Below are 17,517 nucleotides of genomic sequence, written 5' to 3'. Positions count from 1 at the left end.
ATCATCCGCCCACCCCCCAGCGCGAGCCCGAGACAAAACCCCCCCCCCCCCCCCCCCCGACTCTACAAGGGCCAGATCCAAAGCAGTCGAGCGTGGCTCGACGCTACACAGCTACTTGGCCGACACCCGCCACACCACGTCGCCCACGTCATCGGCGACCAGCAATGCACCCTCGGCATCCATGGCCATGCCCACTGGCGCGCCCATCAGCGTCTTCTCGTCCTTCGAGGCGAAACCACTGACCACGGTCTGCGGCCGCCCGGTCGGCTTGCCGTCCTTGAACGGTACGTAGACCACTTCGTAGCCGCTCAATGGTGAGCGATCCCAGCTGCCGTGCTCGCCGATGAAGGCGCCACCTTGGTACTGCGCCGGCAGCGCCTGGCCGGTGTAGAACAGCAGGCCCAACGGTGCCACGTGCGAGCCGATGGCGTAGTCGGGCGTGATGGCCTTGGCCACCAGGTCCGGCCGCTGCGGCTGCACGCGCTCGTCCACGTGCTGGCCGTAGTAGCTGTAGGGCCAGCCGTAGAAGCCATCTTCCTTCACCGAGGTCAGGTAGTCCGGCACCAGGTCGGCACCGATCTCGTCGCGTTCGTTTGCCACCGCCCACAGCTGGCCGGTGCTCGGCTCCCAGTCCAGTCCGGTCGGGTTGCGGATGCCCGACGCAAAGATGCGGCTGCCACGAGTGGCGACGTCCACTTCCAGCACAACCGCGCGGCGGTACTCGACGGCCAGGCCGTTCTCGGTGATGTTGCTGTTGGAGCCCACGCCCACGTACAGCTTGCGGCCATCGCGGCTGGCCAGCAGTTCCTTGGTCCAGTGGTGGTTGATGGTGCTGGGCAGGTCGGTGAACTCACGGCCCTTGTCGGACATGCGGGTTTCACCAGCCACGTAGTGGTACTGCATGATGTTGCCGGTGTTGGCCACGTACAGCGTGTCGCCGATCAACTGGATGCCGAACGGCGAATGCAGGCCTTCGATGTAGACGCGTTGGGTCCAGGTGTTCGTTCCCGGCGTGCGGCGCAGCAGGGTGACCCGGTTGCCGCCCTTGCCGGCCTTGCCCGAGCGCGCCTTGACCTTGCCGGCGATCCACTGCTTGGGCGTGGTGACCGGTTCTTCGCCGGGGCCATTGCCCTCCACCACCAGCACATCGCCGTTGGGCAGGGTCAACAATCGCCGCGGATGCAGCAGGTTGGCGGCGATGCGTTCGATCTTCAGGCCCTCGGCCACCGTGGGTGACTGGCCCTCGGCCCAGCCCACGCCGCGCGGCACCTGCATCGGCGGCATCAGGAAGTTCTTCGGTGCCGGCAGCGGCGGCTGCGCACCGGATTGGTCGGTGGGTTGGTACTCGGCCTTGCCCGCGCAGGCCGACAGCATCACGGCCAGCGCCAGGGCGCCCACGGTAGGCAGGATGTGCTTAGCCATGACGACCTCCCTGCAGCACCGGCGGCTGCAGTGACAGCAGGATCAGGCCCAGTGCGATCAGGGCCACGGTCAGCGCCGACAGGATCGTGCCCGGCACCGCGACGGCATAGGCATCGCGGCTGTGCACGAAGGCGTTCCAGATGGCCAGCACGACCGCGACCAGGTTGAGGAAGAAGTCGATACGGTCGATGCGGGTGCCGGTACCGTTGCGGCGCCAGACCGCGAACAGGTTGATCAGGCGCGGAATGATGGCGATCAACAGGCCGAAGGTGATCAGCCAGGCGGCGGCCTTGCCCCACATCACCTCGGCGCTGTTGAGGTAGATCGCGTCGAAGATCAGTGCGCCGACGAAGAAGCCGAAGGGTATCGGGTTCAACAGGCTGAACAGCGTGGTGCCGAGGCCGCGATGGGCCTGGGCCAGAGGGTTGACCATCATCGTGCTCCGATGCGGAAGGGTGCACGGGCTGTAGTAGCACAGCCGGATGTGAGGGCGCGCGATGATGCCGGGTAGATCCACGCCATGCGTCGATACGCGTGCCAACCAAGGTGGGCACCTACCAGATGCGGGCCGCTGCAGTCGTCATTACCCCACGGCATAAGTGTTTGTGACGCAATCGGCACATCTGCAGATTGGGAGTGTGAAGAGGTAGGGGGTTGTTCGTTGTGTCGCGTTTGGCTCGTTGCGATGGGGCAGTTCCGCCCCGCCGTCCTGCCATGCCGATTCACAACAGAAGGATTCGTGTATGAAGCGACACACGCAACGCTCCGCGCCACCGCGCTCCGCGCGCCTGGCCCTTGCCGCTGCCCTGGTGCTGGGCAGCCTGGCCGCCACCGCCCAGGCCCAGCAGGCCGATCCGCTGGCCGGGCGTCAGTGGCATCTGCTCAACACCGGACAGGCCGTACTGGGCGATACCCTGCCGGTGGCTGGCAACGATCTGAACGTGGATGGCCTGTTCCGCAATGGCATCCGTGGCCAGGGCGTCACCATCGCCATCGTCGATGACGGCCTGCAGATCGCACACCCGGACCTGGCCGCCAACGTTGCGGCGGTCGCCGGCAAGAACTTCGCCAACCAGAGCAACAACCCTTCACCGTCCAATCCCGACCGCGACAATCACGGCACCATGGTCGGCGGCATCGCAGGTGCAGTAGGTGCCAACAACCTGGGCGTGCGCGGCGTCGCCTCGGCGGCCACCCTGAAGGGCTTCAACTTCCTGGCGTCCAATGCCCAGGGCAATTCGAATTCCAACATCGAGTACTCGTGGTGGGACGGCGCCGAAGTGGCCGACGTGGGGGTCTTCAACAACAGCTGGGGCTCCAGCCCGGGCAACCCCAACCTCCCGCTGGCCTACAGCCAGAACGACATCGCCGCCTATGAGCAGGCCATGTCCGGCACCCGTGGCGGCCGCGGTGGCATCTACGTGAAGGCCGCCGGCAACAACCACAACAACGGCGCACGCTCGGATGGCACCGACATCTGCTCGGCAGACACCAAGAACCGCAACACGGGTTGCATTCCGGCCGGCCGCGACCCGCGTAACAACCTGTTCAACGTGATCACCGTTGCCGCCGTGCGCGCCGATGGCGTGCGCTCGTCCTACTCGTCCACCGGCTCGGCGCTGTGGGTGTCCGGCTTCGGCGGTGAGAATGGTTGGCAGCGGCAGGTCGTGCCGGGGCAGCTGGCGATCCGCTACGATCCGGCCATCCTCACCACCGATGTCACCGGCTGCGCGCAGGGAAGCAACAAGAACACGAGCCTGCGCAACACTTTGGACGGCGACCAGTCTGCCATCGACAGCACCTGCAACTACACAGGCAAGATGAACGGCACCTCGGCGGCCACGCCGATGGTGTCGGGCGTGGCGGCACTGCTGCTGGAGACCAACCCGAACCTGTCCTACCGCGATGTGAAGTACATCCTGGCCACCACCGCCACCCGCACCGATCCGAACCGGGCAGCGGTGACCCACTCCGACGGCCGCGTGCTGGTGCCGGGCTGGACGGTGAATGCCGCCGGCCGTGCCTACAGCAACTGGTACGGTTTCGGTGTGGTCAACGCGGCACGCGCGGTACAGGTCGCAGAAGACTTCCAGCCGCTGGGTGCACTGGTGGATAGTGGCTGGCGCAACACGACGCGTACCGTGGCCATCGGCAATACCTCGGCGGCCGCGGCGCGCCTGACCTTCCAGCTGGCCAACGGTGCGCGCAACATCGAGAGCGTGCAGCTCGGCTTCCGCGTCAACCACAGCAACACACGCCAGCTGCAGTTCGTGCTGATCTCGCCCAGTGGCACCCGCAGCGTGGTGCAGCCGGCATTCACCGCGATCGGCTCTGGCCTCAATGGCGTCCAGCGCAACTTCACCAACTGGGACCTGCTGTCCAGCAATGCCTTCCTGGATGAGAACGCCACGGGCACCTGGACGCTGGAAGTCACCGACCTGGGGCAGGCCGCGAACGCTGCATCGCGTGGCAACCTCGAATTCTTCAAGATCCGCGTTCTGGGGCACTGATGATGAAGACGACCATTCTGTTGAGCACCCTCGCCCTCGCGGCGATGACCACCACCGCCTGGGCACAGAGTTCGGGCCAGACACCTCCGGCGAAGACCTTGTCGACCGTAGACACGCAGCAGTTGAAGGCGGAGGCCACTGGCCGTTCGTTCAATGTGGGCGGCTCGCGCTTCCAGCTGGCGCCGTCGGCAACCGTGCAGCAGGCCAGCGGCGGTCAGTTCCGGATCACCACCGGGGCTGATGCCAGCGCTGCGGCCGTCGGCACCCGCAGCAAGCGGTCCACGGATGCGTCTACCGGTGTGGCCGCACGTGCGGATGCCGGTACCAGCAAGTTTGCGGCCGCTGTCTCCAACGATGGCGCACCGGTCGTGGCGACCTCGCGCGTCAAGGTGTTCTTCACCGATGCGGCTTCGGCGCAGCGTGCGGCCACCGCCACCGGCGGCACCGTGGTGAAGGTGTCCAAGGCCTCCGGCCGCGCGATCGTGGAGTATTCCTCGGTGAACGCGGCGCTGGATGCGACCACCAAGCTGCTGTCGACCGCCGGCATCAAGGCAGCCGAGCCGGACGTGGTGCAGTGGGAAGAAACCAAGTAAGGCGTTGAGTGGTGCCCCCGGCCGGTTGGCTCTCCTGGCCGGCCGGGGGATTGGTGTATGGGGGGTGTGCCGACCAACGGTCGGCACCCACCAGATTCATTCACCGCGTGTCGACCAAGGTCGACACCTACCGGGGCAGCGGGCGCGACGAACAGGCGGCATCAGCCGGGCATGGCCCAGGATTACCGGGCGGCGAGCGTGTCGCCTTGCTTGAGGTGGCAGCTGGCCAGCGGGCCGTTGCCGGCGGCCGGGTGGCCGGGCTCCAGCAGCAGGCGCTGCACGTCGGAGAACAGCTTGTCCACCGGCATGCCATAGGGCGCGAACAGGCGCAGGCGGCCCTGGCGGTCGAACACGTAGCCACCGGCGATATGGCTCATGGTGTAGGTTTCCGGCACCGGGCCGGGTTCCTTTTCGTAGAACGCCTTGAAGTCGCTGGCCATCGCGGCCAGTTGTGCTTCGTTGCCGACCAGCGCGATCGCCTTGGGGTCGAAGGCTTCCACATAGGTGCGGGCGACTTCGGGCGTGTCGCGTGCGGGATCGACGCTGACGAACACCACCTGCAGCTGGTCGGCATCCTTGCCCATCAGGTGCTTGACCTGGCTGAGCTCGACCATGGTGGTCGGGCACACGTCCGGGCAGCTGGTGAAGCCGAAGAACAGATAGGTCACCTGCCCCTGCAGATCCTTGGGCCCGCGCACGGCGCCGTGGCTGTCAGGCATCGACCAGTGCTGGCCGAGCTCTTCGCAGGCAATGTCCTTGGAGTAGAAATCCATGCGCGACTGCGCGCTGCAGCCAGCCAGCAGGCCGATGGCCAGGCCTGCCAGCAGCGGCAGGCGGAATCGGGGAGAGAACAACGAACGGACAACAGCAGCAGGACGCTTCACGGGTACCACCAACGCAGACGCGGGCGGGGTCTCGGTCAGGCCTGCCCGTGGGGGAAAGAGGACGGAGGTGCCGGGGTGATCGCGCGGTCCATGCCGATCACCCCGGCCACGGTCAGTTGATCATCATGTGGTAGTGCATGCTCCAGATGATCCAGACCGACAGTGCGACGACGATGAACAGGATCACCAGGGTGAACACGAAGCTGGCCAGGTTCCAGCCGCCTTCGGACTTGCGGTCCATGTGCAGGAAATAGACCAGCTGCACCAGGATCTGCGCCACCGCGAAGCCGACCAGCAGGAACAGCGTGAGCGGCCGCGACAGCACCGGGTTCATCACCAGTGCGAACGGCACCACGGTCAGCAGCGCGCACAGCACGAAGCCGATCAGGTAGGACTTGGTGGAGCCGTGCGCATTGCCGGCGCGCGAAGTTTCGACGTGGGCCATGTCAGAAGGCTCCAATCAGATAGACGAAGGTGAAGACGCAGATCCACACCAGGTCCAGGAAGTGCCAGAACAGGCTCAGGCACGACACACGGGTGATGTTGGTCGGGGTCAGGCCACGGCGGTAGACCTGGTGCATGACCACCGCCATCCAGATCAGGCCGCTGGCCACGTGCAGGCCGTGGGTGGCGACCAGGGCGAAGAACGCCGACAGGTAGGCACTGGTGCTCGGGCCCGCGCCTTCGTGGATCAGGTGCGAGAACTCGTAGATCTCCATGCCGATGAACGAGGCACCGAGCACGAAGGTCACGCCCAGCCAGCGCAGCACTGCCGAGGTATCGTGGCGATGCATCGCCAGCACGGCCTGGCCGTAGGTGATGCTGGAGACCAGCAGCAGGAAGGTCTCGGCCATCACGAACGGCAGCGAGAACAGATCCTTGCCGGTGGGGCCGCCGGCGTAGGCGGTGCTGAGCACCGCGTACGAGGCGAACAGCGAACCGAACAGCACCAGGTCGGACATGAGGTAGACCCACATGCCGAACACCTTCATGCCGCCCTGCTCGTGGCCATGGTCGTGTTCGTGGTGGTCCTCGTGCGCCTGCGTGTCGCTGGCCAGCTCGGGGCGGGTCAACAGGTTCATGCGCGTACCTCCTTCAGCTTGGCAAGGTTGGCTGCTTCGGTGCGCGCCACCTCTTCGGAACTGACGTAGTAGTCCACGTCCTCGTCATAGGACCGCACGATCAGGGTGACGATCATCGCGATGAAGCTGGCTGCAGCCATCCACCAGATGTGCCAGACCAGGGCGAAGCACAGCACCAGGATCCAGATGTTGAGGATCAGCGGCACGCCGGTGTTCTTCGGCATGTGGATCGGTGCGTACTTCTTCGGCGGCGGCGGCAGGCCACGCTTCTTCGCTTCGTGGAAGGCATCCAGCTCATCGGCCTTGGGCACCACGGCGAAGTTGTAGAACGGCGGCGGCGACGGCGTGGCCCATTCCAGCGTGCGTGCGTTCCACGGGTCGCCGGTCAGGTCCAGGTTGCGCTTGCGGTCGCGCACGCTCACGTAGATCTGCACCAGCATCAGGATGATGCCCGCGAACACGAACAGTGCACCGATGAAGGCGGCGATCAGGTACGGCGTCCACGCCGGGTTGTCGTACTGGTTCATGCGGCGGGTCATGCCCATGAAGCCGAGCATGTACAGCGGCATGAAGGCCAGGTAGAAACCGATCACCCAGCAGGCGAACGACCACTTGCCCAGGCGCTCGTTGAGGGTGAAGCCGAACACCTTCGGGAACCAGTAGGCGAAACCGGCCAGGTAGCCGAACAGCGCGCCGCCGATGATGGTGTTGTGGAAGTGCGCGACCAGGAACAGGCTGTTGTGCAGCAGGAAGTCCGCGCCCGGGATGGCCAGCAGCACACCGGTCATGCCGCCGATGGTGAAGGTGACCAGGAAGGCGATGGTCCACAGCATCGGCACGCTGAACTCGACGCGGCCGCCGTACATGGTGAACAGCCAGGTGAAGATCTTCACGCCGGTGGGAATGGCGATGATCATCGTCATGATGCCGAAGAAGGCATTGACGCTGGCACCGGAGCCCATGGTGAAGAAGTGGTGCAGCCAGACGATGAACGACAGGATGCCGATCGCCAGCGTGGCGCCCACCATCGACTTGTAGCCGAACAGTTTCTTGCGCGCGAACGTGGCGGTCACTTCAGAGAAGATGCCGAACGCCGGCAGCACCAGGATGTACACCTCCGGGTGGCCCCAGGCCCACACCAGGTTCACGTACATCATCGGGTTGCCACCCAACGTGTTGGTGTAGAAGTTGAAGTCCAGGTAACGGTCCAGGGTGAGCGCACCCAGTGCCACGGTCAGGATCGGGAAGGCGGCGATGATGATCACGCTGGTGACCAGCACGGTCCAGGTGAACACCGGCATCTTCATCAGGGTCATGCCCGGCGCACGCATGCGCAGGATGGTGATGAACAGGTTGACGCCGGTCAGCAAGGTGCCGATGCCTGAAGCCTGCAACGCCCAGATGTAGTAGTCCACGCCCACGCCTGGACTGAACTCGATGCCCGACAGCGGCGGATAGGCGACCCAGCCGGTCATGGCGAATTCGCCAACGCCCAGCGAGATCATCATCAGCGCGGCGCCGACCACGAAGATCCAGAAGCTGAAGGCGTTGAGGAACGGGAACGCCATGTCGCGCGCGCCGATCTGCAGCGGCACGATGATGTTCATCAGGCCGACCACGAACGGGGTGGCCACGAAGAAGATCATGATCACGCCATGTGCGGTGAAGATCTGGTCGTAGTGCTCCGGCGGCAGGAAGCCGTCACTGCCCGGGCCAGCCGCGGCCAGCTGCGCGCGCATCATCAGCGCATCGGCAAAGCCACGCACCAGCATGACCAGCGCCACCACCACGTACATGATGCCGATCTTCTTGTGGTCCACGGTGGTGAACCAGTCACGCCACAGCGGGCCCCACAGCTTGAAGTACGTCACCGCGCCGAGCAGCGCGAGGCCACCCAGCACCATGGCCGCCAATGTGACCACGACGATCGGCTCGTGCAGCGGCACGGCCTCCCACGTCAATTTACCCAACATGTTCGTTACTCCTGGGAAACCTGGGCACCGCCGGCAGCGCCCGCCGGGGTCGCAGCAGCGGTGTTCTCACCAACGCCGATGAACTGGTCGATGACCTTCTTGAACAGCAGCGGTTCAACACTGGAGAAGTGCTGCACCGGTGCGTTCTTCGACGGCGCGGCCAGCGCCTTGAACTGCGTGAAGCTGAGGGCGTCGGGCGCGCTGCGCACCTCGGTCACCCAGCGCTCGAACTCTTCGTTGCTGCTGGCGGTGGCGATGAACTTCATGTTCGAGAAGCCATGCCCGCTGTAGTTGCCGGACATGCCACGGAACTGGCCGGGCTCGTTGGCGATCAGGTGCAGCTGCGTGCGCATGCCGGCCATCGCGTAGATCTGCCCACCCAGCTGCGGGATGAAGAAGGTATTCATCGTCGAGTTGGAGGTGATGTTGAACGCCAGCGGGCGGTCGACCGGGAAGTTGAGCTGGTTGACCGTGGCGATGCCGAGGTCCGGATACACGAACACCCACTTCCAGTCGGTGGCGATCACGTCCACATGCAGCGGCTCACCGGCCACGTCCAGCGGCTTGTAGGGGTCCAGCTCGTGGGTGGACTTCCACACGATCACCGCCAGCACCGCGATGATGATCAGCGGCACGCCCCAGACCACGATCTCCACCTTGGTGGAGTGCGACCAGTCAGGCATGTATTTGGCTTTGGTATTGCCGGCGCGGTAGCGCCAGGCGAACACGAAGGTCAGCACGATGGCCGGTATCACCACGATCAGCATCAGGCCGATGCAGATCAGGATCAGGTCGCGCTGGGCGAGCCCGACCATGCCCTTCGAATCCAGCAGCACCCAGTCACAGCCCGACAGGCCGACGCAGGCCAGGGCGACCAGCGCCAGGCGGATGCGGTTCCAGCAGATATTCATTGGAGGTCAACCCTGTTGAAGAAGCGCGCTTGACCGGCTCGCCTGCGCGCAGCGCCCGGGCGTGGAGCGGCTACACTGTGGGTACGAGGTCGCCTACAAGCAGGCGAACCACTCCAATCAAGCCCATACAAGATACATCATTGTATGGACCTGTGCATCTGCACGTATGGAAAAAACTGACCGATGACGCCACCTGCCGCCGGCCGCCGCCTGAAACACCCCAATCGCACCTGGGTTCGCCCCTTCCGCGAGGGCGCCGGCCCGCTGTACCTGCAGATTGCCCAGCAGGTGCGCGAGGCGGTGGATGACGGCGTGCTGCGCCCGGGCGACCGCCTGCCGCCGCAGCGCGACCTGGCCCAGCAGGTGGGCGTGGACCTGACCACGGTCACCCGTGCCTTCGCCGAGCTGCGCCAGGCCGGCCTGCTCGATGCGCAGGGCGCCGGTGGCACCTTCATCGCGCTGTCGGCCGGCAACCGCAGCACCTCGGTGGATCTGAGCATGAACATCCCGCCGCTGCTGGGCAGCGCGCCGTTCGCACAGGGCATGGAGGCCGGCTTCCAGCACGTGGGCCAGCAGCTGGGCCAGGGCGAACTGATGAGCTATCACGTCGGCGCCGGCACCCGCGAGGACCGCGCCGCTGCGGTGCAGTGGCTGGCGCCGATGCTGGGCACGGTCGGTGCCGACCAGGTGGTGATCTGCCCCGGCGCGCAGACCGCGCTGTGCGCGCTGATCCTGGCCCGCACCCAGCCGGGCGAGCTGATTGCCGCCGAGCAGCTGACCTACCCGGGTCTGCTGGCTGCCGCGCGGGTGCTGCAGCGGGGCGTGGTGCCGGTGGCGATGGACGCCGAGGGCATGCTGCCGGAGGCGCTGGAGGAGGCCTGCCAGCTGCGTCGCCCACGCCTGCTGTACCTGGTGCCGACCATCCAGAACCCGACCACGGCAACGATGTCGGCACAGCGCCGGCAGGCGCTGCTGGCGGTCGCCAAGCGCCACGATCTGACCGTGATCGAAGACGATCCCTACTGGTTGCTGGCCGGAGACGCCGCGCCACCGCTGGCCGCACACCGCGATGCCGGCTGCCCGGTCTATTACATCTCCACCCTGTCCAAGTGCCTGGCCCCGGGCCTGCGCACCGCCTACCTGGTGGTGCCGGCCGGCGAGCCGATGGAACCGGTGCTGGATGCGCTGCGCGCAATCGCGCTGATGCCGACCCAGTCGATGGTGGCGGTGGCCTCGCAGTGGATCCGCAGCGGCCAGGCCCAGGACATGGTGCAGCGCTTCCAGCAGGAACTGCGCGAGCGCCAGGCCATTGCCGCCCGTTACCTGCCGGCCCGCGCCCAGGCGCATCCGGCCGGCCTGCATGTGTGGCTGCCGCTGCCGCCGCGGCTCGACCAGTACCGGTTGATCCAGGCCGCACAGGAGCAGGGGCTGGGCATTGCCAGCTCCGATGCCTTCAGCGTGGAAGAACCGCCACCGGGCAATGCGATCCGCCTGTCGTTGGGCGGCGCGGTCGACCAGGGCGCGCTGGCCGGGGCGCTGGCCAAGCTGAACGAGATCCTGTCCGAGGCCCCCGAGGCACGCCACAACGCCATCGTCTGAACGGGGCGCATGGTGCTTTATCCATACAAGATGATATTTTGTATGCAATGTATGGATGAAGGGACGTGCATCGATGCGCGCCGAGAGAATGAAATTCCACCTGGTGATGGCCGGGTGCGGTGGCTTTGTGGTGTTGATGCTGGCCGCGCTGGCCTGGGTCTGCCTGCAGCCGCAGACCGTGGATGTGCAGGCCGCCGAACGCCACGCCATCGAGCAGTGCGTGCAGCGCAGCGAGGATCCGTCGCGTAGCGAGATCCAGCGCCGCGCGCAGGCCGATTCCTGCCGCGAGATGCGCAAGCAGTACGTGCACAAGTTCGGCCGGGAAGATTCCTGATGGGCGCAGCCGCGCCGCGTCGCCGCTGGCTGCTACCGACGATGATCGCCCTCGCCTGCCTGTTCATGGCCGGCGTGGCAGCTGCGTTGTGGCAGTACTTCGGCTACAGCGCGCAATCCACCTTCACCGAACAGGCCATCGTCTTCGACGATTCGCAGCTGCGCCTGCCGGCCGATCTGGCCGGTGATACCGGCCGCATCCGCGTGGTGCATTTCTGGGACCCGGCGTGCGCGGTCTGCAACCGCGAGACCGGTGCGCACCTGAGCTACCTGATCAGCATGTACCGCCGCGCCGGCATCGACTTCTATGCCATCCGCCGTCCGGGTACGCAGGGCGAGCTGCCCGAGCCGCTGCGCAACAAGGTGATCAACCTGCCGACCATCGACGGCATCGAACACATTCCGGCCAGCCCCGCCGTAGCCATCTGGGATCGCCAGGGCCACCTCGCCTACGTAGGACCGTACAGCATCGGCATGGTCTGCAACTCGGCCAACAGCTTCGTCGAACCGCTGCTGGACAGACTGGTGCGCGGCGAGACCGTGCGCCCGAAAGGACTGCTTGCCGTGGGCTGCTACTGCCCCTGGCAGGCCAAGCGCTGAGGACGCGCAATGACATCACTGACGCTGGCCGGCGTGGCCGCCGCAGACAACAACGGCGGTCACCTGTCCGAACCGACCGATGGTTATGGACAGGCTCCCGCCGTTGGAAGCAACGATACGCCCCGACATGCTCCGTACATGCCGCGACCGGATGTCGCAGCCCGCGAATGGGTGCAGGACGTACTCGCGCACAGCGGGCCGATCTACCTGCGCATCGTCAACTCGCTGGAACGCACGGTGCGCCGCGGTGGTCTCGCACCGGGACAACGCCTGCCTTCGCAACGCGCGTTGGCGCAGCAGCTCGGTATCGACCTGACCACGGTCACCCGCGCCTTCGATGAAGCACGCAAGCGTGGCCTGATCGAAGCGCGTGGACCACAGGGCAGTTTCATCGCACCGCCCAAGGCCGGCTTCGACCAGGTGGTAGACCTGAGCATGAACGTGCCGCCGGTGACCGATGCCGACGCGCTGGCCGAGACGCTGCGCCGCGGTGCCGCCGCCGTGCTTGCGCGCAGCAACGCGCCGAACCTGATGACGTATCACCTGGGCGGCGGCAACCCGACCGACCGCCACGCAGCGGCGCGCTGGCTGCAGCCGATGCTGGGAAAGGTGGACGATGCCTGCCTGCTGCTGACCGAAGGTGCACAGGTGGCGCTCGCGTCGATCCTGGTCAGCCAGGGACGCGACGACGACGCGATCCTCTGCGATGCGCTGGTCTATCCGGGCCTGCTGCAGGCCGCTGCCGCACTGGGCCGGCGCCTGCTGCCGGTGGACAGCGACGAACACGGCATGTGCCCCGATGCACTGGCCCGGCTGGCACGCGAAAGCGGCGCGCGGTTGGTCTATCTCAATCCCACCTGCCAGAACCCGACCGCACTGACCCTGCCGCTGCATCGGCGCGAAGCGCTGGCGCGCGTGCTGGAAAGCGAAGGCCTGCTGGCGATCGAAGACGATCCGTACTGGCATCTGGCCGAAGATGCGCCGCTACCGTTGGCAACACTGGCACCGCGTCATGTGTTCTACGTGGAGACGCTGTCGAAGGTGATCAGCCCCGGCCTGCGCACCGCCTTCGTGCGTTGCCCGAGCGCCGCGCATGCCGAGGCGATGACGGCCGCGCTGCGAGCAACGCGGTTGATGGGCCATCCGCTGGTATTGGCGTTGGCCAGCCAGCTGCTGCTGGATGGTTCGGCACAGTCACTGCTGGCGCAGGTGCGCACCGAGGCGCGCGAACGCGTGCGACTGGCGCGATATCTGCTTGCGCCTTCGCTGCTGCAGCGCGCTGAAGGCCTGCATGCTTGGTGCCGGATACCGGCACCGTGGACCGATGCCACCCTGGTGCGTACCGCACAGCTGCAGGGGCTGGCGATTGCACCGTCATCGGCGTTCTGCCCGCCGGGGGTACAGCATCAGAACGGGGTGCGGTTGTCGCTGGGGCTGGCGGCGGACCGTCGGCAGCTGGAAAGTGCGCTGCGGCGGATTGATCGGTTGTTGTTGTCGGATGCGTTGCCGGCGATCGAGCGGTAGGTGGAGAGCATCCACGCATGGCGTGGATCTACGGGACCCGCTTCGGTAGATGCCAACCTTGGTTGGCAATGCCCGTGCACGCCATGCGTGGATGGAATGTGCCGACCAACGGTCGGCACCCACCAGGCTGGGGGAGGATCGGTAGCGCCGGGCCATGCCCGGCGGAAGATTCCCCGGCACGGACGGAATGTGCCAACCAAGGTTGGCACCCACCAAAGCAGAGTCAGGCCAGGGCGGAGAGCGCCTGCACCAGCGCGTCCATCTGCTCCGGCCGGGTGAACACCGACGGTGTCACCCGCACGCACGCGCCGGAGTCCAAACCGTCACGATGCGTGGTGAACACGCGATGCTCATCCAGCAGGCGCTTCTGCAGCGCGAGGTTGTCAGCCACGCTGGTGCGCCCGCGCAGGCGAAAGCTGGCCAATGCACTCGCCAACGCCGGATCCGGTGAGGACAGCACTTCGATATGTGCCATCTGCCGCGCCGGTACCGTCCAGCGCTCGCGCAGGTAACGCAGGCGCGCCTGCTTGTTGGCCACGCCGATGCGCTGGTGCAGGGAAATCGCTTCCGGCAGCGCCAGGTAGGCGGCGAAGTTGACCGTACCGGTATGCACGCGGCTGCCCACGCGGCCGTCGTCGGTCTCCCCCATGTACGGGTCAAGATCGGCCACACGGCCCTTGCGCACGTACATCGCGCCGACGCCCACCGGCGCACCGATCCACTTGTGCAGATTGATGCCGACGAAATCAGCCTTGAGCTGCGGCACCGCGTAGTCGATCTGGCCGAACCCATGCGCCGCATCGACGATCACGTCGATACCACGTGCACGCGCACGTTCGGCGATCTCGGCCACCGGCAGCACCAGCCCATGACGATGGCTGACCTGGGTCAGCAGCACCAGCTTCAGACGCGGCAACAGCGCGAATGCGTCCTCATACGCCTGCAGGATCTGCGCGTGGTCCGGCACCGCCGGCAGCGCGATACGCTCGACCTGCACGCCGCGACGCTGCTGCAACCAGCGCATCGCGCCGATCATGCTGTCGTAGTCGATGTCGGCGTACAGCACCTGGTCGCCGGGCTGCAGGCGGTTGTAGCCGCCAATCAGGGCCAGCATCGCCTCGGTGGCACCACGGGTCAGTGCGATTTCATCAACGCCCACGCCCAGCAGCTCGGCTACCTGCCGCTGCACCGCCAGGTACTGCGCCGGGAACTCACGACGGCCGTACCAGGCGTTGCCACGGTTCACTTCAGCGGTATGGCGCTGGTAGCTGGCCAGCGTCTCGCGGCCCATCGCGCCCCAATAGCCGTTCTCCAGGTGGTTCACTTCGTCGGTGATGTCGAAGTGGCTGGCCACGGAGGCCCAATAGCCTTCATCGCGGGCCAGCACGTCCGGCGCCTCGGTCGTTGCGGGAATCTGCATGGGCGCAGCGTAGCGCGTGGCAGCCATGGCGGGCAGTGAAGACAGTGCGGCTGCGGCCGGCAGCAGGGTGCCGGCACGCAGCAGGGAGCGGCGCGTGCGGTCCATCAGAAGCTCAACCGGTACTGCGCGTACAGGTTGGCACCATCGGTGTCGTACGGCGCGTTGCGCGAGTAGACCAGGCCGCGGCTGGCCTGGAACACCGCCTCATCCGGATAGCGGTCCAGCACGTTGTCGGCCCCCACGCGCAGGCTTTGGTGCTCGTTGATGCGATAGCCCACGGCGAGGTCGAGGAAGCTCATCGCGCCGAAGCGCTGGTAGATGTCGCCCACCGCATTGCCGCTGGCGTCGGTCCAGGCGCCGTAGTAGCGCATGCGCGCCATCAACGACCAGGCACCAATGTCCCAGCTGCCGGTCAGGCTGCCCTTGTGCTCGGGCAGGCGGTCTTCGAACAGCACGCGCTGGGTTTCGTTGGTGGCCACCGAGGTGCTGCCGTTGTCCACGCGGGTGCGGTTGTAGTTGTAGGCCAGGGTCAGCGTCATGCGACCCGCGCCGAGGTCGCGCAGGTAGTTGCCGACCACGTCCACGCCGGTGGTGGTGGTATCGAAATCGTTGGTGAAGTAGTTCACCGAGGTATAGCCCAGCGGATTCGGCGTGCCTGCCGGAATGGCAAAACTGGCCGACTGGCTGAAGCGGTCGGTGAGCTTGATCTGGTAGACATCCACCGAGCCGGACAGGCCCAGGTCGGTGCGCCAGGTCAGGCCCAGCGACGCGGTACGCGATTCTTCCGGCTTCAGCGGCCTGGCACCGAGCAGCTGCGCCAGCGGATCGTTCGGTGACAGGCGGCCACTGGTGAAGATCTGCAGCGTGCGCGTATCCAGGCCCTGGGTGGTGCTGGTGGTGTTGAGCTGCGCGGGTGTCGGTGCGCGGAAGCCGGTGGACACCGTGCCGCGCAGGGCCACGTCCGGGGTGATCGCGAAGCGTGCCGACAGTTTGCCGTCCAGCGTGCTGCCGAAGCTGGAGAAGTCCTCGTAGCGGCTGGCCGCGCCGATGCTCCAGCGCTCGCCCAACGGCACTTCCATATCCACGTAGGCCGCCTTGCTGCGCTGGCTCCACTGCCCGGCCTGGCTGGCCGAGAAGCCCGGCGCGCCGTTGGAATTGGCTTCCAGGCCAGCGGCAGCGCCCGGGCCCACTGCGTACGAAGCCGGATCACCGGCACGCACCTGGTAGGTCTCCTGGCGGAACTCGCCACCAAAGGCGACGTTGATCGGCTTGGACAGCGCAGCCACATCCCACTCGTAGTTGAAGTCGGCGTTGGCGTTCTTCTCCGTCTGGGTCAGGCGGCCGAGATCGAACGCGGTCGGGCTGGCCGGGCCGAGCGAGGCGTTGATGGAGTTCTTCAGGCTGTAGTCGATGGCGTTGCGGCCATACGAGGCGCTGACATCCCAGCGCAGCTTCGGCGTGATCTCGCCACGCAGGCCACCGACCAGCTGCAGGTCGTTCTGGACGTTGCCGTACTGCGGGCTGAAGCCCACCGGATAGATCGAACGCAGGTTCCAGCCGGGGAAGATCGCCGTGGTGCGGTAGGCACCGGTGGTGGTATCCGGATTGCGCCAGTTGAAATCGCTGACGCCATCGCTGTGGCTGTACAGGCCGAACGCGTACAGCTCCAGCGTGTCGTTGGCATTGGCCTTCACGTTGAAGCCGACGCGGCGGCTTTCCAGTTCCGGTTGGCCCCAGCGCTGCACCGGGTTGGGTACGTCCAGCTCCGGATGCGCAGCCTGGAAGGCGATGGCATCGGGGCGCTGGCGGGTGCGCGAGGTGGCATCCGAGTTCGAGGATTCGGCGAACAGCACCAGGCTGCCGTAGTCACCCAGCGACCAGCCGGTGCGTGCACTGAAGTCGCGCGAGGCGCCATCGCCCTGTGCGTACTGCGAGTAGCCGGCAGTAATCTCGGTACCGGGGCCATCTTCGAGAATGATGTTGATGACGCCGGCGATGGCGTCCGAGCCGTACTGCGCCGACGCACCATCGCGCAGCACTTCGATGCGCTTGATCGCACTGGTCGGAATCTGTGCGAGGTCGGCCGCCTGCGCACCACGGTTGCCGAGCAGCGCGCTGCGATGGAAGCGACGACCGTTGACCAGCACCAACGTCTGATCCGGCGACAGGCCACGCAGCGTGGCCGGGCGCACGAACACCTGACCGTCCGCCATCGGCAGGCGCTGCACCACGAACGACGGCACCAGCTGCGCCAGCACGTCCTTCAGGTCGGTGGATTCAACGGACTTGATGTCTTCCTTGGTGAACACGTCCACCGGCGCCAACGTTTCGAACTGGGTGCGGTTGGAGGCGCGGGTACCGGTGACCAGCATCGCGTCGAGCTGGGTGGGCGCCGTACGGCTGCCCGCCGGGGCATCGACCGCATCGGCCTCCGCTGCGATCGCGCCTCCTGCGCTGGCCATGGAAAGGGCGAGGAGGATGGAACGCGAAAGCTTCGAACGATGCACGGCAGGGCTCCGGGAGGACGCGACAGGGCCAGCACCTGCAGGGATATCGCAGGCCTGGACAAGGCGCGCAGTCTCGGCGCGATCTGTGAAGGAGCCATGACGTCAGTGCGACAGCTTGATGCCGCTTGAGCGCAAGAACTGCTAAACGCGCTGCCTGCC

General features: G+C 66.3%; 15 protein-coding genes. 6 read left to right on the top strand and 9 right to left on the bottom strand.

Going from position 1 to position 17,517, the window contains the following annotated elements; all coding sequences use genetic code 11:
- Positions 1-111 precede the first annotated feature (111 nt).
- On the bottom strand, positions 112-1,422 hold the full coding sequence (locus V3B25_RS06655) for a sorbosone dehydrogenase family protein (protein ID WP_329810348.1): 1,311 nt from the start codon (positions 1,420-1,422) through the stop codon (positions 112-114).
- Positions 1,415-1,855 carry a DUF2231 domain-containing protein gene (locus V3B25_RS06650; RefSeq protein ID WP_329810347.1) on the bottom strand — a complete coding sequence of 147 codons (441 nt, stop codon included), beginning with the start codon at positions 1,853-1,855 and terminating at the stop codon, positions 1,415-1,417. Before V3B25_RS06650 ends, V3B25_RS06655 begins: the two co-directional genes overlap by 8 nt.
- A gap of 310 nt (positions 1,856-2,165) precedes the next feature.
- On the opposite strand from V3B25_RS06650, the gene V3B25_RS06645 reads away from it, so the two are divergent.
- Entirely contained in the window at positions 2,166-3,932 is a 1,767-nt protein-coding gene (locus tag V3B25_RS06645; RefSeq protein WP_329810346.1) for a S8 family serine peptidase, read from the top strand.
- Positions 3,932-4,525 (top strand): DNA breaking-rejoining protein, encoded by a 594-nt coding sequence (locus tag V3B25_RS06640; RefSeq protein WP_153854732.1) that lies wholly within the window; start codon positions 3,932-3,934, stop codon positions 4,523-4,525. The genes V3B25_RS06645 and V3B25_RS06640 overlap by 1 nt, the downstream gene beginning before the upstream one ends.
- Before the next feature lie 182 nt (positions 4,526-4,707).
- Here the strand turns inward: V3B25_RS06640 and V3B25_RS06635 are convergent, their stop codons facing one another.
- The 5 genes from V3B25_RS06635 to cyoA form a co-directional block, all read right to left on the bottom strand.
- Positions 4,708-5,379, bottom strand: coding sequence for an SCO family protein (locus tag V3B25_RS06635; RefSeq protein ID WP_201119396.1), 672 nt, complete (start codon positions 5,377-5,379; stop codon positions 4,708-4,710).
- A gap of 142 nt (positions 5,380-5,521) precedes the next feature.
- Positions 5,522-5,854 (bottom strand): cytochrome o ubiquinol oxidase subunit IV, encoded by a 333-nt coding sequence (gene cyoD / locus V3B25_RS06630; protein ID WP_006399830.1) that lies wholly within the window; start codon positions 5,852-5,854, stop codon positions 5,522-5,524.
- A gap of 1 nt (position 5,855) precedes the next feature.
- Positions 5,856-6,491 (bottom strand): cytochrome o ubiquinol oxidase subunit III, encoded by a 636-nt coding sequence (gene cyoC, locus V3B25_RS06625; protein WP_080281857.1) that lies wholly within the window; start codon positions 6,489-6,491, stop codon positions 5,856-5,858.
- Positions 6,488-8,464 carry a cytochrome o ubiquinol oxidase subunit I gene (gene cyoB, locus V3B25_RS06620; protein WP_006474876.1) on the bottom strand — a complete coding sequence of 659 codons (1,977 nt, stop codon included), beginning with the start codon at positions 8,462-8,464 and terminating at the stop codon, positions 6,488-6,490. Before cyoB ends, cyoC begins: the two co-directional genes overlap by 4 nt.
- Positions 8,465-8,469: 5 nt before the next feature.
- Positions 8,470-9,375 carry a ubiquinol oxidase subunit II gene (gene cyoA, locus V3B25_RS06615; RefSeq protein ID WP_032127101.1) on the bottom strand — a complete coding sequence of 302 codons (906 nt, stop codon included), beginning with the start codon at positions 9,373-9,375 and terminating at the stop codon, positions 8,470-8,472.
- A 183-nt stretch (positions 9,376-9,558) separates the two neighbouring features.
- On the opposite strand from cyoA, the gene V3B25_RS06610 reads away from it, so the two are divergent.
- From V3B25_RS06610 to V3B25_RS06595, 4 genes are read left to right on the top strand one after another with little or no spacing between them, the layout of a single operon-like run.
- Entirely contained in the window at positions 9,559-10,974 is a 1,416-nt protein-coding gene (locus V3B25_RS06610) for a PLP-dependent aminotransferase family protein (protein WP_049421130.1), read from the top strand.
- A 55-nt stretch (positions 10,975-11,029) separates the two neighbouring features.
- The gene (locus tag V3B25_RS06605; protein ID WP_236494394.1) at positions 11,030-11,308 is read left to right on the top strand and encodes a hypothetical protein; all 279 of its coding nucleotides are present in this window, start codon (positions 11,030-11,032) and stop codon (positions 11,306-11,308) included.
- Positions 11,308-11,907, top strand: a complete 600-nt coding sequence (locus V3B25_RS06600; protein ID WP_201117563.1) for a DUF6436 domain-containing protein — start codon at positions 11,308-11,310, stop codon at positions 11,905-11,907. The genes V3B25_RS06605 and V3B25_RS06600 overlap by 1 nt, the downstream gene beginning before the upstream one ends.
- A gap of 9 nt (positions 11,908-11,916) precedes the next feature.
- The gene (locus V3B25_RS06595) at positions 11,917-13,431 is read left to right on the top strand and encodes a PLP-dependent aminotransferase family protein (RefSeq protein WP_329810345.1); all 1,515 of its coding nucleotides are present in this window, start codon (positions 11,917-11,919) and stop codon (positions 13,429-13,431) included.
- Between the two features lie 223 nt (positions 13,432-13,654).
- On the opposite strand, the gene V3B25_RS06590 is transcribed toward V3B25_RS06595, so the two are convergent.
- Both V3B25_RS06590 and V3B25_RS06585 read right to left on the bottom strand, forming a co-directional pair.
- Complete coding sequence (locus V3B25_RS06590) at positions 13,655-14,956, bottom strand: aminotransferase class V-fold PLP-dependent enzyme (RefSeq protein WP_201117567.1); 1,302 nt, start codon at positions 14,954-14,956, stop codon at positions 13,655-13,657.
- Positions 14,956-17,358 (bottom strand): TonB-dependent receptor, encoded by a 2,403-nt coding sequence (locus V3B25_RS06585; protein ID WP_201117569.1) that lies wholly within the window; start codon positions 17,356-17,358, stop codon positions 14,956-14,958. The genes V3B25_RS06590 and V3B25_RS06585 overlap by 1 nt, the downstream gene beginning before the upstream one ends.
- Positions 17,359-17,517: the final 159 nt, after the last annotated feature.

The sequence above is a fragment of the Stenotrophomonas sp. SMYL8 genome (genome assembly GCF_036320065.1).
GTDB lineage: Bacteria > Pseudomonadota > Gammaproteobacteria > Xanthomonadales > Xanthomonadaceae > Stenotrophomonas > Stenotrophomonas maltophilia_A.
Note: the sequence above shows the minus strand (reverse complement) of the source record. Positions and strands in the feature narration are given on the sequence as shown.